This window comes from Streptomyces sp. 12E (genome assembly GCF_055633275.1).
The window spans coordinates 6,304,279-6,327,276 of record NZ_JBVNCJ010000001.1; the positions used below are offsets into that span (position 1 = coordinate 6,304,279).

16 protein-coding genes, 1 tRNA gene and 3 pseudogenes are annotated in these 22,998 nt (G+C 73.1%); 19 read left to right on the forward strand and 1 reads right to left on the reverse strand.

All coding sequences use genetic code 11. The features are described from left to right. Positions 1-14: 14 nt before the first annotated feature. Positions 15-232 (reverse strand): annotated as a pseudogene (locus ACZ8ZB_RS28965) (2Fe-2S iron-sulfur cluster-binding protein); the annotation flags it as partial. A 242-nt stretch (positions 233-474) separates the two neighbouring features. On the opposite strand from ACZ8ZB_RS28965, the pseudogene ACZ8ZB_RS28970 reads away from it, so the two are divergent. From ACZ8ZB_RS28970 to ACZ8ZB_RS29060, 19 genes and pseudogenes are all read left to right on the forward strand, one after another. Continuing rightward, positions 475-611, forward strand: a pseudogene (locus ACZ8ZB_RS28970) (MFS transporter small subunit); the annotation flags it as partial. 155 nt (positions 612-766) lie between these two features. After that, positions 767-1,714 (forward strand): beta-ketoacyl-ACP synthase III, encoded by a 948-nt coding sequence (locus ACZ8ZB_RS28975; protein ID WP_470740566.1) that lies wholly within the window; start codon positions 767-769, stop codon positions 1,712-1,714. A 488-nt stretch (positions 1,715-2,202) separates the two neighbouring features. Next, positions 2,203-3,384 carry an ROK family protein gene (locus tag ACZ8ZB_RS28980; protein WP_470740567.1) on the forward strand — a complete coding sequence of 394 codons (1,182 nt, stop codon included), beginning with the start codon at positions 2,203-2,205 and terminating at the stop codon, positions 3,382-3,384. A gap of 218 nt (positions 3,385-3,602) precedes the next feature. After that, on the forward strand, positions 3,603-5,120 hold the full coding sequence (locus ACZ8ZB_RS28985) for a sugar ABC transporter ATP-binding protein (RefSeq protein ID WP_470740568.1): 1,518 nt from the start codon (positions 3,603-3,605) through the stop codon (positions 5,118-5,120). Then, positions 5,117-6,136, forward strand: coding sequence for an ABC transporter permease (locus ACZ8ZB_RS28990; RefSeq protein WP_470740569.1), 1,020 nt, complete (start codon positions 5,117-5,119; stop codon positions 6,134-6,136). The genes ACZ8ZB_RS28985 and ACZ8ZB_RS28990 overlap by 4 nt, the downstream gene beginning before the upstream one ends. 17 nt (positions 6,137-6,153) lie before the next feature. Next, positions 6,154-7,194 carry a substrate-binding domain-containing protein gene (locus ACZ8ZB_RS28995; protein WP_470740570.1) on the forward strand — a complete coding sequence of 347 codons (1,041 nt, stop codon included), beginning with the start codon at positions 6,154-6,156 and terminating at the stop codon, positions 7,192-7,194. 79 nt (positions 7,195-7,273) lie between these two features. Further along, positions 7,274-8,482 (forward strand): Gfo/Idh/MocA family protein, encoded by a 1,209-nt coding sequence (locus ACZ8ZB_RS29000; protein ID WP_470740571.1) that lies wholly within the window; start codon positions 7,274-7,276, stop codon positions 8,480-8,482. Between the two features lie 15 nt (positions 8,483-8,497). After that, positions 8,498-9,496: a sugar phosphate isomerase/epimerase family protein gene (locus ACZ8ZB_RS29005; protein ID WP_470740572.1), complete on the forward strand. Its 999-nt coding sequence runs from the start codon at positions 8,498-8,500 to the stop codon at positions 9,494-9,496. 269 nt (positions 9,497-9,765) lie between these two features. Then, positions 9,766-13,482, forward strand: a complete 3,717-nt coding sequence (locus ACZ8ZB_RS29010; protein WP_470740573.1) for a ThuA domain-containing protein — start codon at positions 9,766-9,768, stop codon at positions 13,480-13,482. A gap of 149 nt (positions 13,483-13,631) precedes the next feature. Then, positions 13,632-14,801 carry an inositol-3-phosphate synthase gene (locus ACZ8ZB_RS29015; protein WP_470740574.1) on the forward strand — a complete coding sequence of 390 codons (1,170 nt, stop codon included), beginning with the start codon at positions 13,632-13,634 and terminating at the stop codon, positions 14,799-14,801. After that, positions 14,798-15,784 carry an SCO3242 family prenyltransferase gene (locus ACZ8ZB_RS29020; RefSeq protein ID WP_470740575.1) on the forward strand — a complete coding sequence of 329 codons (987 nt, stop codon included), beginning with the start codon at positions 14,798-14,800 and terminating at the stop codon, positions 15,782-15,784. The genes ACZ8ZB_RS29015 and ACZ8ZB_RS29020 overlap by 4 nt, the downstream gene beginning before the upstream one ends. Next, a complete protein-coding gene (locus ACZ8ZB_RS29025; protein ID WP_470740576.1) occupies positions 15,781-16,815 on the forward strand; it encodes a sugar phosphate isomerase/epimerase family protein in 1,035 nt (344 codons plus the stop codon). The genes ACZ8ZB_RS29020 and ACZ8ZB_RS29025 overlap by 4 nt, the downstream gene beginning before the upstream one ends. After that, complete coding sequence (locus tag ACZ8ZB_RS29030) at positions 16,812-17,552, forward strand: EboA domain-containing protein (protein ID WP_470740577.1); 741 nt, start codon at positions 16,812-16,814, stop codon at positions 17,550-17,552. Before ACZ8ZB_RS29025 ends, ACZ8ZB_RS29030 begins: the two co-directional genes overlap by 4 nt. Beyond that, entirely contained in the window at positions 17,552-18,442 is an 891-nt protein-coding gene (locus tag ACZ8ZB_RS29035) for a TatD family hydrolase (RefSeq protein ID WP_470740578.1), read from the forward strand. Before ACZ8ZB_RS29030 ends, ACZ8ZB_RS29035 begins: the two co-directional genes overlap by 1 nt. Before the next feature lie 3 nt (positions 18,443-18,445). Next, on the forward strand, positions 18,446-19,615 hold the full coding sequence (gene eboE / locus ACZ8ZB_RS29040) for a metabolite traffic protein EboE (protein WP_470740579.1): 1,170 nt from the start codon (positions 18,446-18,448) through the stop codon (positions 19,613-19,615). Further along, complete coding sequence (locus tag ACZ8ZB_RS29045; RefSeq protein ID WP_470740580.1) at positions 19,612-20,991, forward strand: nucleotide pyrophosphatase/phosphodiesterase family protein; 1,380 nt, start codon at positions 19,612-19,614, stop codon at positions 20,989-20,991. The genes eboE and ACZ8ZB_RS29045 overlap by 4 nt, the downstream gene beginning before the upstream one ends. Positions 20,992-21,106: 115 nt before the next feature. Further along, positions 21,107-22,300, forward strand: coding sequence for a sugar phosphate isomerase/epimerase family protein (locus tag ACZ8ZB_RS29050; protein WP_470740581.1), 1,194 nt, complete (start codon positions 21,107-21,109; stop codon positions 22,298-22,300). Positions 22,301-22,558: 258 nt separating this feature from the next. Then, positions 22,559-22,643 (forward strand) — tRNA-Leu (locus ACZ8ZB_RS29055). Between the two features lie 13 nt (positions 22,644-22,656). Beyond that, positions 22,657-22,995 (forward strand): annotated as a pseudogene (locus tag ACZ8ZB_RS29060) (hypothetical protein); the annotation flags it as partial. Positions 22,996-22,998 lie beyond the last annotated feature (3 nt).

The window sequence follows — 22,998 nt, forward strand, 5'->3', positions numbered from 1 at the left end:
CCACCCGTTCCCGCTCAGTCCCGGTCCCGTACGTGCTGATGGCCGAAGCGCCCCTCGACGCACAGGTCGCCGAGGGTCACCGGATCGTCGTGCGGCGAGGTGACCTTCACGGTCCCATTGTCCTGCACACGGAGTGCGAGGCCGCATCCCACGCCGCGGTACGCGCGCACGGTCGTTGTCCCGACTGCCCCGGCCCGTCCCGGGTACCCGCCGCCCGCATGCCGCACTCCGCCGCGGAAACCGCCGGATCTCCGCCGGCGAGTCGGTGTCCGCGGTAGGGAGGAGGCCCCCGGCGAGGCTTTGCGCGGTACCGGTGGCCGTCTGCTCGACCGCCTTCTCAACGGCCCCCGCCGTTCCTGCGGTGGGAGGAATGGGGGGAATCACGAGTCCCCCGTCGCACCGCCGGGCCGGAGCCGCCGGCCCGTCCGCCCCCGTCACCACGTCCCCGGTCACGGGGCGCCGAAGGAGGCGCCGATGACCGGCGACGGCGGCCGGAGTCCGCCTGACCCCGGCCGCCGCGGGCCGATCGCCTTCGCCCGGCCGTGGGTGGGGCGCCGCTCGCCCACGGGCTGTACGGGCTCGTGCGGAAGGCGACCCGGTTGTTCACCGGGCGACCGCGGCTCCCGGGCGGCGCCGAGCCGCCCGGGGCCTGACGGAAGCCGACAAGCCGCGCCCCCGTTTCCTGTCGCTTCACCTGCCTTCGTACCGGTGAGTCACTGATCAGACTGGTGCATCCCGCACCCGACCCACCGAGGGGGACCCATCCATGATCGGCTCGCGCATCGTCGCCGTCGGCCACTACCAGCCCGCCCGGGTGCTCACCAACGAGGACCTGGCGGGCATGGTCGACACCAGCGACGAGTGGATCACGAGCCGGGTGGGCATCCGCACCCGCCACGTCGCCGGCCCCGAGGAGCCGGTCGACGAGCTGGCCGCGCACGCCGCCGCCAAGGCGCTGGCGGCGGCCGGCCGGACACCCGCCGAGATCGACCTGGTCCTGGTCGCCACCTCCACCGCCATCGACCGCTCGCCCAACATGGCCGCCCGGGTCGCGGCCCGCCTCGGCATGCCCGGACCCGCGGTCATGGACCTCAACGTGGTGTGCGCCGGATTCACCCACGCCCTCGCCACCGCCGACCACGCCGTGCGGGCCGGCGGCGCGAGCCGGGTGCTGGTCGTCGGCGCCGACAAGATGACCGACGTGACCGACTGGACCGACCGCACCACCTGCGTGCTCGTCGGCGACGGGGCGGGCGCCGCCGTGGTGGAGGCCTGCGCGCCGGGCGGGGAGGCGGGGATCGGGCCGGTGCTGTGGGGCTCGGTGCCCGAGATGGGGCACGCGGTGCGGATCGAGGGGACGCCGCCGCGGTTCGCGCAGGAGGGCCAGAGCGTCTACCGCTGGGCCGCCACCCGACTGCCGGTCGTCGCCCGCCAGGCCTGCGAGAAGGCGGGGCTGGCGCCCGAGGACCTCGCCGGGGTCGTCCTGCACCAGGCCAACCTGCGGATCATCGAACCCCTCGCCCGCCGGCTCGGCGCCGTCAACGCCGTCGTGGCCCGCGACGTCACCGAGTCCGGCAACACCTCGGCCGCCAGCATCCCGCTCGCCTTCTCCAAGCTCGTCGAACGGGGCGAGGTGTCGACCGGCGACCCGGTGCTGCTCTTCGGCTTCGGCGGGAACCTGTCGTACGCGGGGCAGGTCGTGCGCTGCCCCTGAACCCGGGCCGGCCCGGCGCCCCGGCAGGCGCGCGCCGTGGTCCGTGGACGGAGGACGATCACCACGGGCGGTGGTGGCGCACCGGCGTCCGCGGGGGCGCACGGCGCCGCCGCGGAGGGGACGGCGATGCCGTCGACCGGACTGCCCCGGGGGGGGGCCCAGGCTCGAACGGCCCGGACCGCCGCATGGCCGGGTCCACGAGGCGCTGCTCGAACCCATCACCACCCGCGTCCTCCAGCCCCGGCCGGCCACGCGCGCGTCGATTCCCGGGCGATCCGTGAGCGCCTTTTCAGCCCCTTTGCGAGCTGCCTCCCGGTACCCTCACGGACCTCTTTGTCCTGTGAGTGGAAAAAGTAGGGGGCAATTCCTGCGCGACTTCTTCCCACCTCCGGCAGGCGCTGCTACTTTCCCATCCGAAAGCACGCCACACACGTGGCCGGAGCCGGCGCGCACAGGCCGGTCGAGTCGGGGAGGGGTCCGTGAGACGTATGACAGCGCGACCCGCCAACGCCCACCAGGCCCGACTGCTCAGGCTGCTGCGCGACGGCGGACCCAACTCCCGTGCCCAGCTGGGCGACCAGGTCGACCTCTCCCGGTCGAAACTGGCCGTGGAGGTGGACCGGCTGCTGGAGACGGAGCTCGTCGTGGCCGACGGACTCGCCGCCTCGCGCGGCGGCCGGCGCTCCCACAACATCCGGCTCAACCCGCACCTTCGGTTCCTCGGCGTCGACATCGGCGCGACCTCGGTCGACGTCGCCGTCACCAACGCCGAGCTGGAGATCCTCGGGCACATCAACCAGCCCATGGACGTACGCGAGGGGCCGGTCGCGGTCTTCGAGCACGTGCTCGCCATGGCCGCGAAGTTGAGGGCCTCGGGGCTCGCGGAGGGGTTCGACGGCGCCGGCATCGGCGTCCCGGGCCCGGTCCGCTTCCCCGAGGGCATCCCGGTGGCTCCGCCGATCATGCCGGGCTGGGACGGCTTCCCCGTGCGGGAGGCGCTCAGCCAGGACCTCGGCTGCCCGGTCATGGTCGACAACGACGTGAACCTGATGGCGATGGGGGAGCAGCACGCGGGCGTCGCCCGCACCGTCGCCGACTTCCTCTGCGTCAAGATCGGCACCGGCATCGGCTGCGGCATCGTCGTCGGCGGTGAGGTCTACCGCGGTACGACGGGCAGCGCGGGCGACATCGGGCACATCCAGGCCGTGCCCGACGGCCGTCCGTGCGCCTGCGGCAACCGGGGCTGCCTGGAGGCCCACTTCTCCGGCGCGGCCCTCGCCCGGGACGCCATGGAGGCCGCCGAACAGCGGCTCTCCGCCGAACTCGCCGCCCGGCTGGAGGCGAACGGCGCGCTCAGCGCCGTCGACGTCGCCGCCGCGGCCGCGGCCGGTGACGCCACCGCCCTCGATCTGATCCGCGAGGGCGGCAACCGCACCGGCCAGGTCATCGCCGGCCTGGTCAGCTTCTTCAACCCCGGCCTGGTGGTGATCGGCGGCGGGGTGACCGGCCTCGGCCACACCCTGCTCGCCGCGATCCGCACCCAGGTCTACCGCGGCTCGCTGCCCCTGGCCACCGGCAACCTGCCGATCGTGCTGGGGGAGCTGGGACCCACCGCCGGAGTCATCGGCGCGGCCCGGCTCATCAGCGACCACCTGTTCTCACCCGCGTAAACAGCCTCACCGCACCTTCGTCGCACCTGTTTCCGGCCCCACCGCATCCGCGCCACGGCACCCGCTCCACCGCACCGGCCTCCACGCACGCCCTCCGCACCGGAACAGCCCACCCGTACCAGGCACCGCCACCGCCTTGCCCCGTCCTGCCCGAAAACGCCTGCCCCGCGAGGGGATCGCCCTGACACCGGCCCGTACGCCCGCCGAGGGGAATCCGCATGGCACCAGAATCACCGCTGCTCAGCATGTCCGGCATCACCAAGTCGTTCCCCGGAGTCCGGGCCCTGGACGGCGTCGACCTCGACGTCCAGGCCGGCGAGGTGCACTGCCTGCTCGGCCAGAACGGCGCCGGGAAGTCCACCCTGATCAAAGTGCTGGCCGGCGCCCACCAGCCCGACACCGGCGCCATCCGCTGGCGCGGCGAGGACGTCACCCTGCGTTCGCCGATCGCCGCCATGCGCCTCGGCATCGCCACCATCTACCAGGAACTCGACCTGGTGGAACACCTGTCGGTCGCCGAGAACGTCCACCTGGGCCATGAGCCGACCACGGCCGGCTTCGTCGTCCGCCCGAAAGCGGCCAGGGCGTCGACGGCCCGGCTGCTGAAGCGGCTCGGCCACCCCGAGATCGACCCCGCCCGGCTGGTCGGCGAACTCCCGGCGGCGCAGCAGCAGATCGTGTCCATGGCACGGGCGCTCTCCCACGACGTACGGCTCATCGTGATGGACGAGCCGTCCGCCGCCCTCGACCCGGACGAGGTCGACAACCTCTTCCGCATCGTCGGCGACCTCACCGCCGACGGGGTCGCCGTCGTCTACATCTCGCACCGCCTGGAGGAGATCCGCCGCATCGGCGACCGGGTGACCGTGCTGAAGGACGGCCGCGCCGTCGCCGGCGGGCTGCCCGCGAAGTCGACGCCGACCCGCGAGGTCGTCGCGCTGATGACCGGACGCAACGTGGAGTACGTCTTCCCGGAGCGGCCCGTCGCCGCCCCGCGGGGCGAACCGGTGCTCACCGTCGAAGGGCTGTCCCGCGAGGGCGAGTTCGCCCCGCTCGACCTCCAGGTGCGCCCCGGGGAGATCGTCGGGCTCGCCGGGCTCGTCGGCTCGGGACGCTCCGAGATCCTGGAGACGGTCTACGGCGCCCGCAAGCCCGACACCGGCCGGGTCCTCGTCGACGGACGCCCCCTGAAGCCGGGGAGCGTACGGGCCGCCGTGCGCGCCGGACTCGGGCTCGCCCCCGAGGAACGCAAGGCGCAGGCCCTGCTGATGCTGGAGTCCGTCACCCGCAACGTGTCGGTCTCCTCCATGTCCCGCTTCGCCAGGGCCGGCTGGATCGACCGCGGCGCCGAACTGGGGGCGGCGCGCGCGGCGGTCCGCGAACTCTCCCTGCGGCCCGACAACCCGAACGTGCCCGTGCGCACCCTGTCCGGCGGCAACCAGCAGAAGGCCGTGCTCGCCCGCTGGCTGCTGCGCGGCTGCCGGGTGCTGCTGCTCGACGAACCCACCCGGGGCGTCGACGTCGGCGCCCGCGCCGAGCTCTACGCGGTCGTCCGCCGACTGGCGGACGAGGGCCTCGCCGTGCTGCTGGTCTCCAGCGAGGTGCCCGAGGTGCTCGGCCTCGCCGACCGCGTCCTGGTGCTGCGCGAGGGCAGCGTCGTCCACACGGCGCCCGCCCGCGAACTCGACGAACACCGTGTACTCGACCTCGTCATGGAAGGAAGCCCGGCGTCATGACGCAGCCCGTCTCCCCGCCGCGGGACAGCGCCCCCAAGGCGCCGTCGGCCGGCGAAACACCCGCCTGGCGCGCCGTGTTGTTCCGCGCCGACGTCCGCACGCTGTCGCTGCTCGGCGTGCTCGCCGTACTGGTCCTCATCGGCGGCATCACCAAACCGGACGAGTTCCTGGACACCCGCAACCTCCAGCTCGTCCTCACCCAGGCCTCCGTCATCGGCGTCGTCACGGTCGGCATGACCTTCGTCATCATCTCCGGCGGCATCGACCTGTCGGTCGGCGCGATCGTCGCCCTCGCCTCGGTGTGGGCCACCACGGTCGCCACCCAGGAGTACGGCTTCGGCGGCATCCTCTTCACCGCCGTCCTCGTGGGACTCGGATGCGGGCTGGTCAACGGGGTGCTCATCGCGTACGGCGGAATGGTCCCGTTCATCGCCACCCTCGCCATGCTCGCCTCGGCCCGCGGCCTCGCCCTGCAGATCACCGACGGCCGGACGCAGATCGTCACCGTCGACGGCGTCCTCGACCTCGGCGAACGCGACTCCTACGTGCTCGGCGTCCCGCCGCTGGTCCTCGTGTTCGCGGCGGTCACCGTCATCGGCTGGCTGGTCCTCAACCGGACCACCTTCGGCCGCCGCACCGTCGCCGTCGGCGGCAACGCGGAGGCCGCCCGGCTCGCCGGCATCGACGTACGCCGCCAGCGGCTCTACCTGTACCTGCTGTCCGGGCTGTGCTGCGGCATCGCCGCCTTCCTGCTGATCGTGCTGGCCGGCTCCGGCCAGAACACCAACGGCAACCTCTACGAACTCGACGCCATCGCCGCCGCGATCATCGGCGGCACCCTGCTCACCGGAGGCCGCGGCACCATCGTCGGCTCCGTCCTCGGCGTCCTGATCTTCACCACGATCACCAACATCTTCGCCCTGAACAACCTGCAGAGCGACGTCCAGCAGATCGCCAAGGGCGCGATCATCGTCGCCGCCGTGCTGGTCCAGCGCCGTACCGCGAGCACGACCTGAAGAAGGGGTTCACCGCCATGCCAGAGTTCACCAGCCGCAGAGGGCTGCTCTTCGGAGCGGCCGCCGTGTCCGCCGGCGCCCTCGTCACCGGCTGCACCAGCAACGAGTCCAGCGACGACGAGCCGGCCGCGAACGACCAGCCCGCCGCCGACGACAAGCCCGGCAAGCCGGTCACCATCGGCTTCGCCGGACCGCAGGCCGACCACGGCTGGCTCAACGCCATCAACGACAACGCCAAGAAGCGGGCGGAGAAGTACTCCGACGTCACCCTGGAGATCACCGAGGGCTCCAACGACACCGCCCAGCAGATCGGCCAGATCGAGACCCTCATCAACAAGAAGGTCGACGTCCTGGTGATCCTGCCCGCCGACGGCAAGGCGCTCACCCAGGTCGGACTGAAGGCGATGCGCGCCGGCATCCCGGTCGTCAACCTCGACCGGATCTTCAACACCCCGCAGGCGTACCGCTGCTGGGTCGGCGGCGACAACTACGGCATGGGCCTCAACGCCGGCCACTACATCGGCGAGAAGCTCAAGGGCAAGGCGGACGCCAAGGTCGTCGAGCTGGCCGGCCTGGACAACCTGGAGCTGACCAAGCAGCGCACCCAGGGCTTCGACGACGCTCTCAAGAACTACCCCAACATCAAGAAGGTGGCCCGCCAGGCCGCCGAGTTCACCGTCGAGTCCGGCCAGGCCAAGATGTCCCAGCTGCTCCAGGCGCAGTCGCGGATCGACGCGCTGTGGAACCACGACGACGACCAGGGCGTGGGCGCGCTGCGCGCCATCGAGCAGGCCGGGCGCGACGAGTTCCTGATGGTGGGCGGCGCGGGCGCGCTCGCCGCCTTCGAGGCCATCAAGGCCGACAGGGGCGTTTTGAAGGCCACCGTCCTGTACCCGCCGACGATGGCCGCCTCCGCGATCGACCTGGCCCGCGCCCTCGGCCAGGGCAAGGGCGTCGGCGGTCTCGCGGAGTTCGAGATCCCCTCGTCGTTGACCTGCTACTCGGCCGTCGTCGACAAGGAGAACGTGGACCAGTACATGCCCACCGGCTTCAAGTGAGGAGCCCCGCTCCACGGGCCTGACCAGCCCCCGGGCGGGGCCCACCCCCGCCCGCCACGACGACGAGGAGGACATCCGAATGGCACAGCCGCAAGCGTCCGACGGGGATCGGGCGGGGAAGCCACCGCTGCGCATCGGCATGGTCGGTTACGCCTTCATGGGCGCCGCCCACTCCCAGGGCTGGCGCACCGCGGGCCGCGTCTTCGACCTGCCGCTGAGCCCCGAGATGGCCGTGATCTGCGGCCGGGACGCCGACGCCGTGCGCGCGGCGGCCGACCGGCACGGCTGGGCGGAGACCGAGACCGACTGGCGCGCCCTCGTCCAACGGGACGACGTCGACCTCGTCGACATCTGCACCCCCGGCGACAGCCACGCCGAGATCGCGCTCGCCGCACTCGCCGCGGGCAAGCACGTGCTGTGCGAGAAACCCCTCGCCAACACCGTCGCGGAGGCCGAGGCGATGGCCCGCGCCGCCGAGGAGGCCCAGGCCCGGGGCCAGTTGGCGATGGTCGGCTTCAACTACCGCCGCGTTCCCGCGACCGCGCTGGCCCGGCGGATGGTGGCCGAGGGCCGGATCGGCACGCTGCGGCACGTACGGGTCGTGTACCTGCAGGACTGGCTGGTGGACCCGCAGTTCCCGCTGACCTGGCGGCTGCGCCGCGAGCAGGCTGGCTCCGGTTCGCTCGGCGACCTCGGCGCGCACATCGTCGACCTGGCGCAGTACCTGGCCGGCGAGCGGCTGACGGGCGTCTCCGCGCTCACCGAGACGTTCGTACGGGAGCGTCCGCTGCCCACCGCCCCCAGCGCCGGTCTGGCCGCCGTCTCCGCCGCCGGCACCGGCCAGGTCACCGTCGACGACGCCGCCCTGTTCACCGGCCGCTTCGCCTCCGGCGCCCTCGCCTCCTTCGAGGCCACCCGGTACGCCACCGGACGCAAGAACGCCCTGCGCATCGAACTCAACGGCGAGCGCGGCTCGCTCGCCTTCGACCTGGAACGGCTCAACGAGCTGTCGTACCACGACGGCACCGAGCCCGGCGCGCACGCCGGCTTCCGCCGCATCCTCGTCACCGAATCCGACCACCCCTACCTCGAGGGCTGGTGGCCGCCGGGCCACGGCCTCGGCTACGAGCACACCTTCGTGCACCAGGCCCGCGACCTGGTCCACGCGGTCGCCGAGGGCCGCGGCCCCGACCCCTCCTTCGCCGACGGGCTCCAGGTGCAGCGCGTCCTGGCGGCGGTGGAGGAGAGCGCCGAGAAGAACTCCGTCTACACACCGATCGCCGCCTGAGGAGGACGGACACAGATGCCTCGCGACTTCACGCTGTTCACCGGCCAGTGGGCGGACCTGCCCCTGGAGGAGGTCTGCCGACTCGCCCGCGACTTCGGCTACGACGGACTCGAACTCGCTTGCTGGGGCGACCACTTCGAGGTGGAAAAGGCGCTCGCCGACCCGTCCTACGTCGCCGGCCGCCACCAGCTCCTGGAGAAGTACGGGCTGAAGTGCTGGGCCGTCTCCAACCACCTGGTGGGGCAGGCGGTGTGCGACGCCATCATCGACGAACGCCACCGGGCGATCCTGCCCGCCCGCATCTGGGGCGACGGCGAGGCCGAGGGCGTACGGCAGCGGGCCGCCGCCGAGATCAAGGACACCGCGCGCGCCGCGGCCCTCCTCGGCGTCGACACCGTCATCGGCTTCACCGGTTCCGCCATCTGGCACCTGGTCGCCATGTTCCCGCCCGCCCCCGAGTCGATGATCGAGCGCGGCTACGAGGACTTCGCCGAGCGGTGGAACCCGATCCTGGACGTCTTCGACGCCGAGGGCGTGCGGTTCGCGCACGAGGTCCACCCCAGCGAGATCGCCTACGACTACTGGACGACCGTACGCGCCCTGGACGCGGTCGGCCGCCGGCCGGCCTTCGGCCTCAACTTCGACCCCTCCCACTTCGTCTGGCAGGACCTCGACCCGGTCGGCTTCCTGTGGGACTTCCGCGACCGGATCTACCACGTCGACTGCAAGGAGGCCCGCAGGCGCCTCGACGGCCGCAACGGCCGCCTCGGTTCCCACCTGCCCTGGGGCGACCCCCGGCGCGGCTGGGACTTCGTCTCCGCCGGCCACGGGGACGTGCCCTGGGAGGACGTCTTCCGGATGCTGCGCTCCATCGACTACCGGGGGCCCGTCTCCGTCGAGTGGGAGGACGCCGGCATGGACCGGCTCCAGGGCGCCCCCGAGGCGCTCACCCGCCTCAAGGCCTTCGACTTCGAGCCGCCCAGCGCGTCCTTCGACGCCGCGTTCAACAGCTGACCCGGGCGCCCGACGGCAGGTCGGGGACGGGGACCGGCACATCCGCCGGCCCCCGGCCCGGCCTGCCCGGATCCCGCTTTGTCCTGTGTCGGGAAAAAGTTCAACAGGTTCCGCTCCCAGGGGTGTTCGCCCCGGAGGAACGCGGTTACCGTCCCTGAAGTGTTCAGGACACTCACGCCTCCGGGGTGACGGCGCACCCCGGCGCCCGCACGCACCGCACGTCTTCGCAGCTGTTCCGTACGGCCCCATCCCGTTCCCGGAGGGACTTCGTGCACAGAAGCAGACTCACATCCACCCGCACCACGAGGCGTCGTTCCGGACTTCGCACCGGTCTCGCCCTGTTCACCGGCCTGCTGCTGGCCGTGGGCACCCCGGCGACCGTCGCCGGCGCCCACCCCGGCCACCCGGAGCACGACGAACCGGCAGCCGCCGAGGGGCAGTTCCAGCAGGTGCCGCTCGCCAAGGGCGAGCCCGAGACGGGCGAGCCGATGTCGCTCGCCGTGCTCCCGGACCGCAGCGTCCTGCACACCTCGCGCGACGGCACGCTGCGCCTCACCGACCAGGGCGGCGTCACCAAGGTCGCCGGCAAGCTCGACGTCTACAGCCACGACGAGGAGGGCCTGCAGGGCGTCGGCATCGACCCGGACTTCGAGAACAACCGGGCGATCTACCTCTACTACGCCCCGCCGCTCGACACCCCCGCGGGCGACGCCCCGGAGAACGGCACCGCCGAGGACTTCAAGAAGTTCGACGGCGTCAACCGCCTCTCCCGGTTCGTCCTCAACCCCAACGGCACCCTGGACCTGGCCAGCGAGAAGAAGGTCCTGGACGTCGCGGCCTCCCGCGGCACCTGCTGCCACGTCGGCGGCGACATCGCCTTCGACGCCGAGGGCAACCTCTACCTGTCCACCGGCGACGACACCAACCCGTTCTCCTCCGACGGCTTCACGCCGATCGACGAGCGGGCGGACCGCAACCCGGCCTTCGACGCCCGCCGCAGCTCCGGCAACACCAACGACCTGCGCGGCAAGATCCTCCGCATCAAGGTCGCCGAGGACGGCTCGTACACGATCCCGGAGGGCAACCTCTTCGCCCCCGGCACCGAGAAGACCCGCCCCGAGATCTACGCGATGGGCTTCCGCAATCCGTTCCGGATGAACATCGACAAGAAGACCGGCACCATCTACGTGGGCGACTACGGCCCCGACGCCGGCGCCGCCGACCCGAACCGGGGCCCGGCGGGACAGGTCGAGTTCGCCAAGGTCACCAAGCCCGCCAACTTCGGCTGGCCGTTCTGCACCGGCGACAACGACGCCTACAACGACTACGACTTCGCCACCGGCGCCTCCGGCGAGAAGTTCGACTGCGCCGCCCCGAAGAACACCTCGCGCCACAACACCGGCCTCGTCGACCTGCCGCCCGCGCAGCCCGCCTGGATCCCCTACGACGGCGGCTCCCTCCCCGAGTTCGGCAGCGGCTCCGAGTCCCCGATGGGCGGCCCGGTCTACCGCTACGACCCCGACCTCGAGTCCTCGGTGAAGTTCCCCGAGGCGTACGACGGCGACTTCTTCGCCGGCGAATTCGGCCGCCGCTGGATCAAGCGGATCGAGCAGACCGAAGACGGCACGGTCGCGAAGATCAACGACTTCCCGTGGACCGGCACCCAGATCATGGACATGGAGTTCGGCCCCGACGGCGCGCTCTACGTCCTGGACTACGGTCTGTCCTGGTTCCAGGGCGACAAGGACTCCGCCCTGTACCGGATCGAGAACGCCGAGGACGGCTTCTCCCCGATCGCCGAGGTCAGCGCGGACAGGACGTCCGGCGCGGCCGGGCTGAGGGTCAGGTTCACCGGCAGCGCCAAGGACGCCGACTCCCCGGACCTCACCTACAGCTGGGACTTCGGCGACGGCACCAGGGGCGAGGGCCTCACCCCCACCCACCGCTACAAGAAGGCCGGCACCTACACCGCGACCTTCACCGCGAAGGACCCCGAGGGCAACACCGGAAACGCCAGCGTCCGGATCGTGGTCGGCAACACCGAGCCCACGGTGAAGATCACCGTTCCGGGCAACGGAAGCCTGGCCGCCTTCGGCGAGCCCGTGCCGTTCAAGGTGACCGTCACCGACCCCGAGGAGACGATCGACTGCTCCAAGGTCAAGGTCGCCTACAGCCTCGGCCACGACTCCCACGCCCACGAGCTGACCAGCGAAATGGGCTGTGAGGGCACCCTCAACCCGCCCCCCGGCGACGGCGGTCACGACCCCAACGCCAACATCTACGGCGTCGTCGGCGCCAGTTACACCGACGGCGGGGCGAACGGCCAGGAGGCGCTGACCGGCACCGCCCGCACCGTGCTCCAGCCGCTGCACCGCCAGGCCGAGCACTTCGGCGCCCAGCAGGGCGTGTCGGTCATCGACAAGACCGGCGCCAACGGCGGCAAGACCGTCGGCGACATCCACGACGGCGACTGGATCTCCTTCAGCCCCTACAAGTTCGACGGGCAGAAGAAGATGACCGTACGGGCCTCCTCCGGCGGTGCCGGCGGCTTCGTCGAGCTGCGCACCGGCTCGCCCACCGGCACGCTGCACGGCTCGGCGTACATCCCGCCGACCGGCGGCTGGGAGACGTTCCAGGACGTCGACGTGCCGCTGCGGTCCCTGCCGAAGAAGACCACGGAGATCTACCTGGTCTTCAAGGGCGGCGAGGGCGCGCTGTACGACATCGACGACTTCGAGTTCTCCAAGGAGCCGTTCAAGGCCGGCAAGAAGGTCCTGGTCTTCTCCAAGACCGCCGGCTTCCGGCACGACTCCATCCCGGAGGGCGTCGCCGCGCTGAAGGAACTGGGCGCCCCGGCCGGCATCTCGGTCACGGCGACCGAGGAGGCCCGGCAGTTCACCACCGCCAACCTCGCCAAGTACGACGCGGTCGCCTTCCTGTCCACCACCGGTGACGTCCTCGACGCCGATCAGCAGAAGGCGTTCGAGAACTACGTCAGGAACGGCGGCGGCTACATGGGCGTCCACGCCGCCGCCGACACCGAGTACGACTGGGAGTTCTACGGCGGCCTCGTCGGCGCCCACTTCGACTCGCACCCGGCCATCCAGAAGGCCACCGTGCGCGTCCACGACCACGACCACCCGTCCACCACGCACCTGGGCGACACCTGGGAGCGCACCGACGAGTGGTACAACTACCGCACCAACCCGCGCGAGCAGGCCAAGATCCTCGCCACCCTCGACGAGACCACCTACCAGGGCGGCACCATGAAGGGCGACCACCCGATCGCCTGGTGCCAGAGCTACGGCGGCGGCCGCTCCTTCTACACCGGCGGCGGCCACACCAAGGAGTCGTACGCCGACGAGGCCTTCCGCGCCCACCTGCTCGGCGGCCTGCAGTACGCCACCGGCCAGGTGAAGGCGGACTGCAGGCCGGACAAGGGCCACCGGGAGATCTTCAACGGCCAGACCCTCGACGGCTGGAAGCAGGCCGGCCCCGGAAAGTTCAACGTCAAGGACGGCACCCTGGAGTCCGAGGGCGGCATGGGGCTGCTCTGGTACCAGGCCAAGGAGCTGAAGTCGTACTCGCTCAAGCTCGACTGGAGGATGCGGGGCGACGACAACTCCGGGATCTTCGTGGGCTTCCCGGCCTCCGACGACCCCTGGTCCGCGGTGAACAAGGGCTACGAGATCCAGATCGACGCCACGGACGCGGCCGACCGCACCACGGGCTCCGTCTACTCGTTCAAGTCGGCGAACATCAAGGCCCGTGACCAGGTCCTGCGCCCGCCCGGCCAGTGGAACTCCTACGAGATCAAGGTCCAGGGCGAACGCCTCCAGGTGTTCCTCAACGGAGTCAAGATCAACGACTTCACCAACAAGGACCCCGAGCGGAGCCTGACCGACGGCCACATCGGCCTGCAGAACCACGGCGCCGGCGACCAGGTCTCCTTCCGGAACATCCAGCTGAAGGAACTGCCCTCCTAGGGCGAACCGCCCCCCGGGGCAACCGGAACGGCGGCGGGCGGAGGACGCCGGACCTCCGCCCGCCGTCCCGCCGGGCCCCGCGCCCGGCACCCCGCTCGTCCCCCCTTCCGGCGCTCGCACCAGGTTCGCGTACGACAAGGAGGCTGCCCATGTCCGCCGAACCGCTCCTCCCCGCCCCCACCCCGGCCCCCCGCTGCGGCGTCTGGCTCATCGGCGCACGCGGATCCGTCGCCACGACCGCGATCGCGGGCTGCGCCGCCGTCGCCGCCGGGCTCCACCCGCCGACCGGCATGGTCACCGAGACCCCCGACTTCATCTCCTGCGGTCTGCCCCCGGTGTCGTCCCTCGTCTTCGGCGGACACGACACCGTCGACTGCCCGCTGCCCAAGCGTGCCGAGCACCTCGCCGACGGCGGCGTCCTGCCGCACGGCCTGCCGTCCGCGGTGCACGCCGAACTCGTCGCCGCCGACCGGGAGATCAGGCCCGGCGGTCCGTTGCCCGGTGACACCGGCCGCACCCAGGACCAGTGGATCGACGTGTTCGCGGCCGACATCCGCGACTTCGTGCGCCGCCAGGACCTCGCGGGCGCCGTCGTGATCAACGTCGCCTCCACCGAGCCGGCCCCCACCGACGGCACCCTGCCGCCCAGCTCCCTCTACGCGGCGGCCGCCCTGCGCGCCGGCTGCCCCTACGTCAACTTCACCCCCTCCACGGGCCTGCACCACCCCGCGCTGGCTCCGCTCGCCGCCTCCTCGGGCCTGCCGTACGCGGGCCGCGACGGCAAGACCGGGCAGACCCTGCTGCGCTCCGTGCTCGGCCCGATGTTCCTCCAGCGCGCCCTCGCCGTGCGCGCCTGGTCCGGCACCAACCTCCTGGGCGGCGGCGACGGCGCCGCCCTCGCCGACCCCGCTGCCGCCGCGGCCAAGAACGCCGGCAAGGAACGCGTCCTCGCCGACACCCTCGGCACCACCCCCGAGGGCGAGGTCCACATCGACGACGTGCCCGCGCTCGGCGACTGGAAGACGGCCTGGGACCACATCGCCTTCGACGGCTTCCTCGGCGCCCGGATGGTCCTCCAGACCACCTGGCAGGGCTGCGACTCGGCCCTCGCCGCCCCCCTCGTCCTCGACCTGGCCCGGCTGACCGCCCGCGCCCGGCAGAAGGGCCTGACCGGCCCGCTGGGCGAACTGGGCTTCTACTTCAAGGATCCGGTCGGCGACGGCCCGTCGTCCCTGGCCGAGCAGTACACGGAGCTGAGGCGCTTCGCCGAACGGCTGCGGGACGGCGCCGGCGCCGACGACCGCGAGGCACACCGATGAGCCGCACGACCGCCCCGGCCGGAGCGACGGCCGGCCCGGCCCGCGCGGCCGCCTGGGCCGAACTGCTGCGGCTGCCCGCCCTCTTCACCGTCCCCGGCGACGCCCTGGCCGGTGCGGCGGCGGCCGGTGCGCGCCCCGGGCCGCGGACCCTGCTCGCGATCGGCTCCTCCGTGTGCCTGTACGAGGCCGGCATGGCCCTGAACGACTGGGCGGACCGCGCCGAGGACGCCGTGGAGCGTCCGCACCGCCCGCTGCCGTCCGGCCGCATCCGCCCGGCCGCCGCCCTCACCGCCGCCGGTGCCCTCACCGGCGCCGGACTGGCGCTCGCCGCCGGCGCGGGACGGCCCGCCCTCGCGGTGGCCGCCCCCCTGGCGGCGACCGTCTGGGCCTACGACCTCGCCCTGAAGCACACGCCCGCCGGTCCCGCGGCCATGGCCGCCGCCCGCGGACTCGACCTGCTCCTGGGCGCCGCGGCCACCGGCGGCGGCGCCCGCGCCGCACTGCCCTCCGCCGCGCTGCTCGGCGGCCACACCCTCGCGGTCACGGCCGTCTCCCGCCGGGAGACCACCGGCGGCTCGGCCCTGGCCCCGCTGGCGGCCCTCGCGACGACGGGGGCGCTGACCCGGCTGGTCGCCCACCGCCGCACCCGACCCCCGGCAGGCCGGCGGGCAGCAGCCGCCCCCGGCCTGCCGGGTCCCGGCCCGACCGGGGGCACGCCCCGGGCCACCGGCGTCCTCGCCACCGTCCTGGGCGCCGCCTACGCCGTCACGGCCGCCCGGCCCTACGTCCACGCCGCGCTCAACCCCTCACCCCCGCTCACCCAGCGCGCCGTCGGCGGCGGCATCCGCGCCACGATCCCGCTCCAGGCCGCACTCGCCGCCCGCTCCGGCGCGACCGCCACGTCCCTCCTGGTCGCGGCCCTGGCCCCGGCCGGCCGGATGTTCGCGAGGAGGGCCGGCATGAGGAAGGTGAGCATCACATGAGCCGGAACCCGAACCAGGGCGCGAGCCGGGAGGCGGCCGGGGACGGTCACGGCCCGGGCGGGAACACGGCCCCGGACACGAGCCGGGCCGCACGCGCGGACGGGGCCCGGGACGCGAACCGGCACGCCGGCACCCCCCTCCGCTTCGGCTACGGCACCAACGGCCTCGCCGACCTCCGCCTCGACGACGCCCTCGCCCTCCTCGCCGACCTCGGCTACGACGGCGTGGGCCTGACCCTCGACCACATGCACCTCGACCCGCTCGCCCCGGACCTCGCCGCCCGCACCCGCCGGGTGGCGCACCGGCTGGACGAGCTCGGGCTCGGCGTGACCGTGGAGACCGGCGCCCGCTACGTGCTCGACCCCCGCCGCAAGCACGGCCCCTCGCTGCTGGACCCCGACCCGGACGACCGCGCCCGCCGCGCCGACCTCCTCCTGCGGGCGGTCCGCGTCGCCGCCGACCTCGGCGCGCACGCCGTGCACTGCTTCAGCGGCACCGTCCCCGCCGGCACCGACGAGGACACCGCCTGGAAACGCCTCGCCGAGACCCTCACCCCCGTCCTGGACGCCGCCGCCACCGCCGGCGTCCCCCTCGCCGTCGAACCCGAGCCCGGCCACCTCCTCGCCACCCTCGCCGACTTCCACCACCTGCGCCGCACGCTCGGCGACCCCGGGCCCCTCGGCCTCACCCTGGACCTCGGCCACTGCCAGTGCCTCGAGCCCCTCCCGCCCGCCGACTGCGTACGCGACGCCGCCCCCTGGCTGCGCCACGTCCAGATCGAGGACATGCGCCGAGGCGTCCACGAGCACCTCCCCTTCGGCGACGGCGAGATCGACTTCCCGCCCGTCCTCGCGGCCCTCGCCGCCACCGGCTACCAGGGCCTGACGGTCGTCGAACTGCCCCGCCACTCCCACGCGGGCCCCCACTTCGCCGCCCACTCCCTCCCGTTCCTCCGCCAGGCCGCCCCTCCCGTCCCCGTCCCACCGCACGGCGATCCCTCCGCCACCCCCGAAGGGAGCAGCACCCCATGACCCGCCCGCATGCCGCACCGGCCACCCCGGAGGCGGACACCACCGGCGGACCGGCGACCCCCGGTGACGGCGCCACCCCCGCCCTCACCCCGCCCGCCGAACTGCGCCGACGCCTCGACGACCGGCTGGGCGGAGCCGCCCGCGCCTGGCTCGACCAGGCCCTGGACGAGGCCGCCGCCCACCCCGGCGCCCACGGGCCCGTCTCCGTGTGGGAGCTGCGCCTGGCCGAGGCCGGCCGCCGCTGCGGCCCCGCCCACGCCGACGCCGCCCGCGTCCTCATCCTGCACGCGGCCCGCGCCGACGCCGACGCGCTGAGCCGGGTCTACTTCCAGGGCACCGCCGACGAACGCCGCGCCGTCCTGCACGCCCTGCCGCACCTGGTGCCCGACGGCCCCGGCGCCCTCCCGCTCGTCGAGGACGCCCTGCGCACCAACGACACCCGGCTCGTCGCCGCCGCCCTCGGCCCCTACGCCGCCCGGCACCTCGACGCCCACGCCTGGCGGCACGCGGTCCTGAAGTGCCTGTTCACCGGCGTCGGCCTCGACCAGGTGGCGGACCTGGACCGGCGCGCCCGGGGCGACGGCGAACTCGCCCGCATGCTCGGCGACTACGCCGCGGAACGCACCGCCGCCGGCCGCCCCGTCCCCGAGGACCTGCACCGCGTCCTGGCCCTGACCGGCTCCGCCCCCGCCACCCCGCCGCACGGCACGGACGACCCCCACGGCAAGGAGTCCTGATGCGCATCTTCGACCCCCACATCCACATGACGTCGCGCACCACCGACGACTACGAGGCCATGTACGCAGCGGGCGTCCGCGCCGTCGTCGAGCCCTCCTTCTGGCTCGGCCAGCCCCGCACCTCCCCGGCCTCCTTCCTCGACTACTTCGACGCCCTCCTCGGCTGGGAACCCTTCCGCGCCGCCCAGTACGGCATCGCCCACCACTGCACCCTCGCCCTCAACCCGAAAGAGGCCAACGACCCGCGCTGCACGCCCGTCCTCGACGCGCTGCCCCGGTATCTCGTCAAGGACAACGTGGTGGCCGTCGGCGAGATCGGCTACGACTCCATGACCCCCGCCGAGGACACCGCCCTCGCCGCCCAGCTCCAGCTCGCCGCCGACCACGGCCTGCCCGCGCTGGTGCACACCCCGCACCGCGACAAGCTCGCCGGGCTGCGCCGCACCCTGGACGTCGTCCGCGAGTCCGCCCTGCCCACCGACCGGGTCCTGGTCGACCACCTCAACGAGACCACCGTCAAGGAGGCCAAGGACAGCGGCGCCTGGCTCGGCTTCTCCGTCTACCCGGACACCAAGATGGACGAGGAACGGATGGTCGCGATCCTGCGCGCCCACGGCCCCGAGCAGGTCCTGGTGAACTCCGCCGCCGACTGGGGCAGGAGCGACCCCCTCAAGACCCGCAAGGTGGCCGACCTGATGCTCGCCGAGGGCTTCACCGAGGACGACGTCGACCGGGTGCTGTGGCGCAACCCCGTCGCCTTCTACGGGCTCAGCGGCCGCCTGAACCTCGACGTCGGCGCCACCGGCGCCACCCACGAGGGCAACTCCGTCCTGCGCGGCGCACCGAAGGACGAGCCCCAGCCGGCCGGCGCCCCCGCCACGGAGGCGTGAGCCATGCGCTTCCGCCACCCCGACGGCTCCACCGTCCACCTCGCCTACTGCACCAACGTGCACCCCGCCGAAACCCTGGACGGCGTCCTCGCCCAGCTCCGCGACCACTGCGAGCCGGTCCGCCGCCGCCTCGGCCGGGACAGGCTCGGCATCGGCCTGTGGCTCGCCAGGGACGCCGCGCACGCCCTCGTCACCGACCCCGCCGCCCTGCGCGGACTGCGCTGCGAACTCGACCGGCGCGGCCTGGAGGTCGTCACCCTCAACGGCTTCCCCTACGAGGGCTTCGGCGCCGAAGAGGTCAAGTACCGCGTCTACACACCGGACTGGGCCGACCCCGAGCGCCTGGAGCACACCACCTCCCTGGCCCGCGTCCTCGCCGGACTCCTCCCCGACGACGTCACCGACGGCAGCATCTCCACCCTGCCCCTCGCCTGGCGCACCGCCCATGACGAGCAGCGGGCGGAGACGGCCCGCACCGCCCTGCGCACCCTCGCCGAACGCCTCGACGCCCTCGAGGAGCTGACCGGACGCTCCGTCCGCGTCGCCCTGGAACCGGAACCCGGCTGCGTCGTCGAGACCACCCGGGACGCCATCGCACCGCTCACCGCGATCGCCCACGACCGCGTCGGCATCTGCGTCGACACCTGCCACCTCGCCACCTCCTTCGAAGACCCGCACACCGCCCTGGACGACCTCACCCGGGCCGGCGTGCCCGTGGTCAAGTCGCAGCTCTCCGCCGCCCTGCACGCCGAGCAGCCCCACCTCCCCGAGGTCCGCGAGGCCCTGGCCGCCTTCGCCGAACCCCGCTTCCTGCACCAGACCCGCACCTCCACCCCCGTCGGCCTGCGCGGCACCGACGACCTCGACGAGGCCCTGGCCGGCGACGCCCTGCCCGACACGGCTCCCTGGCGCTCCCACTTCCACGTCCCGCTGCACGCGGCTCCCGCCGCGCCCCTCACCTCCACGCTGCCCGTCCTGAAGTCCGTCCTGACCCGGCTCGTCGGCGGCCCGCACCCCCTCACCCGCCACCTCGAGGTCGAGACCTACACCTGGCAGGCCCTCCCGCCCGAGCTGCGCCCCCGCGGCCGCACCCAGCTCGCCGACGGCATCGCCGCCGAACTCGCCCTGGCCCGCGACCTCCTGACGGACCTCGGCCTGAAGGAGCTCCCATGACCGGCCCCACCCCCCTGCTCGTCCTCGACGTCGTGGGCCTCACCCCCCGGCTCCTCGACCACATGCCCCACCTCAAGTCGCTCGGCCAGTCCGGCTCCCGCGCCCCGCTCGGCACCGTCCTGCCCGCCGTCACCTGCGCCGCCCAGTCCACCTTCCTCACCGGCACCACACCCTCCGAGCACGGCATCGTCGGCAACGGCTGGTACTTCCGCGAGCTCGGCGACGTCCTGCTGTGGCGGCAGCACAACGGCCTCGTCGCCGGCGACAAGCTCTGGGACGCCGCCCGCCGCGCCCACCCCGGCTACACCGTCGCCAACATCTGCTGGTGGTACGCCATGGGCGCCGACACCGACATCACCGTCACCCCCCGCCCGGTCTACTACGCCGACGGCCGCAAGGAACCCGACTGCTACACCCGGCCGCCCGCCCTGCACGACGAACTGACCGAGAAGTTCGGCACGTTCCCCCTGTTCCACTTCTGGGGCCCCGGCGCCGACCTGGTCTCCAGCCGGTGGATCATCGACGCCACCCGCCACGTCATGCGCACCCGCCACCCCGACCTGACCCTGTGCTACCTCCCTCACCTCGACTACGACCTGCAGCGCTTCGGCCCCGACGACCCGCGCTCCCTGAAGGCCGCCGCCGACCTCGACGCCGCCGTGGCCCCGCTCCTCGACGACGCCCGCGCCGAGGGCCGTACCGTCGTCGCCCTGTCCGAGTACGGCATCACCCGCGTGAACCGGCCCGTGGACATCAACCGCGCCCTGCGCCGCGCCGGCCTCCTCGAGGTCCACACCCAGGACGGCATGGAGTACCTCGACCCGATGGCCTCCCGCGCCTTCGCGGTCGCCGACCACCAGCTCGCCCACGTCTACGTGCGCCGCCCCGAGGACCTCGACGCCACCCGCGCCGCCCTCGAGGGACTGCCCGGCATCGAGCAGCTCCTCGACGACGAGGGCAAGAAGGCCCACCACCTCGACCACCCGCGCGCCGGCGAACTGGTCGCCGTCGCCGAAACCGACGCCTGGTTCACGTACTACTACTGGCTCGACGACGACCGCGCGCCCGACTTCGCGCAGCTCGTCGAGATCCACCGCAAACCCGGCTACGACCCGGTCGAGCTCTTCATGGACCCCCTCGACCCCTACGTCAAGGTCAAGGCGGCCGGCGCGCTGGCGCGCAAGAAGCTCGGCATGCGCTACCGCATGGCGGTCGTGCCCCTGGACCCCTCGCCCATCCGCGGCAGCCACGGCCGCCTCCCCGCGAGCGACGACGACGGTCCGCTCCTCATCTGCTCCACCCCCCGCGCCCTCGGCGACCGCGTCGCGGCCACCGATGTGAAACAACTCCTGCTCCGGCTCGCCGGACTCGGCTGACACCGCACCACGCACGGCCGCCGACATCCGACTACCGAGAGTGAAACACACGGCACTGACAACGGCCGGTCCCGGCGGGACCGGAGCCGGCCACGACCGAGAAGGCAGGCCACTCGTGACCCCGTACTCCGACCCCTCACGCACCGAAGCCGCCGACACCCCGGACGAGGGGCTGCGCCGCACCCTCGGTGTGGACCGGCGCCGGTTCCTCAGCACCTGCACCGCCGTGGCGGCCGGAGCCGTCGCCGCCCCCGTCTTCGGCGCCGCCCCCGCCGTGGCCCACGACCGGGGCGGAGACCACCGACACGACCACGGACACGGGCGCGGGCAGGTGCTCGTCCCGCCGCACAAGCGCGGCATCATCCTCTACACCGTCCGTGACGCCATCGCCCGCGACCCCCTCGCGAGCGACCTGCCCTCCGGCTTCCGCGAGGTGTTCAGGCAGCTGGCCCGCCACGGCTACCGCCAGGTGGAGTTCGCCGGTTACCGCCAGCACGCGAACGCCCCCGGCGGCGACGACCTGGAATCCGTCCAGGGCGCCAGGCTGCTGCGCCGCTGGCTCGACGACTACGGGCTGCGCGCCCAGGGCAACCACGGCTTCATCCCGTCCTCCTGGCCGCTCACCACGGCGGACAAGGACACCTTCAAGAAGCACCTGGAGATCGCCAACATCCTCGGCATGGACCACATGGGCACCGGCGGCGACCCCACCGGCAGCTCCTACCGCGCCGACTGGGACGTGGCCGCCGACAAGTGGAACGCCCTCGGTGAGATCGCCCGCCGTCAGGGCATCAAGCTCTACACCCACAACCACGACAGCGCCTACGGCTTCCTGCTCGACGGCGGCCCGCTGGACGACCAGGGCCGGCCGACCCGCAGCTCCGGCATCCGCAAGCTGGAGTACTTCCTGAAGATCACCGACCCCCGGCTCGTCTGGCTGGAGATGGACGTCTTCTGGGCGCACGTCGCCCAGTACAAGTTCCACACGTACACCGCCCACGACGGCTCGACCAGGAAGAACGTCTTCGACCCGGCCGGCCTGGTCGCCCGCCACAACAAGCGCTACCCGCTGTTCCACGCCAAGGACGGCGTCGTCAGCACGACCAACGGCATGGGCTACGACATGGTGCCCTTCGGAACGGGCGTCATCGACTACACGGCGTTCTTCTCCCGCGTCGGCGAGCGGAACTACCACAACCCGATGGTCGAGGACGACAACTCCCCGAGCGCCACCGACCCCGCGCAGTCGCTGCGCGAGGCCAAGATCAGCTACGACAACCTGGCGGCCCTGCGCAAGCGGCGCCGCTGACCGCCCCGCCCGGCCGAACGGCGGCCCCTCCCGCGCCACCCGCGGGAAGGGCCGCCGCGCACCGGCTCGGGTCCGGGCGCACGTGACCGCCCGGACACACACCGTGCACCCCGCCCACCACCGCCCGGACACACACCGTGCACCCCGCCCACCACCGCCCGGAGGCACGGAAAACGCAGGTGAAAGGCGCTGCGAAACCTTGGTATGGTTGTCCCTGTCGCCGCCCGGGGAACACCCCGCGAAGGCGACGGACACCTTGTCCGGGTGGCGGAATGGCAGACGCGCTAGCTTGAGGTGCTAGTGCCCTTTATCGGGCGTGGGGGTTCAAGTCCCCCCTCGGACACACCGCTCCACCGATGGCCCCGACCGACACGGTCGGGGCCATCGGTCGTTCTCGTTCCACCGAGGCTGACACCCCGCTGGGACTCACGCTGAAGGCCGACTCGGCCGACAGGCACGACCTCGATCTCGCCGCCGACGAGTACCTGGAGCACGGTCACATCCTGGACAGGCGCGTCGGCAAGACGGACGAGCAACTCGCGCAGCGCCTGCGCGACCAGCAGACGAACGGCCCGACGCAGGCATGGCCGCACGGCAAGCCGTACCCCCGCGCCTCTTCGGCCTTCCCGGACTGCCGGCGGGCGGAGGAGCTGGCCGAGCACAACCTCAACCAGAACAAGACCGCCATCGAGGCGTGG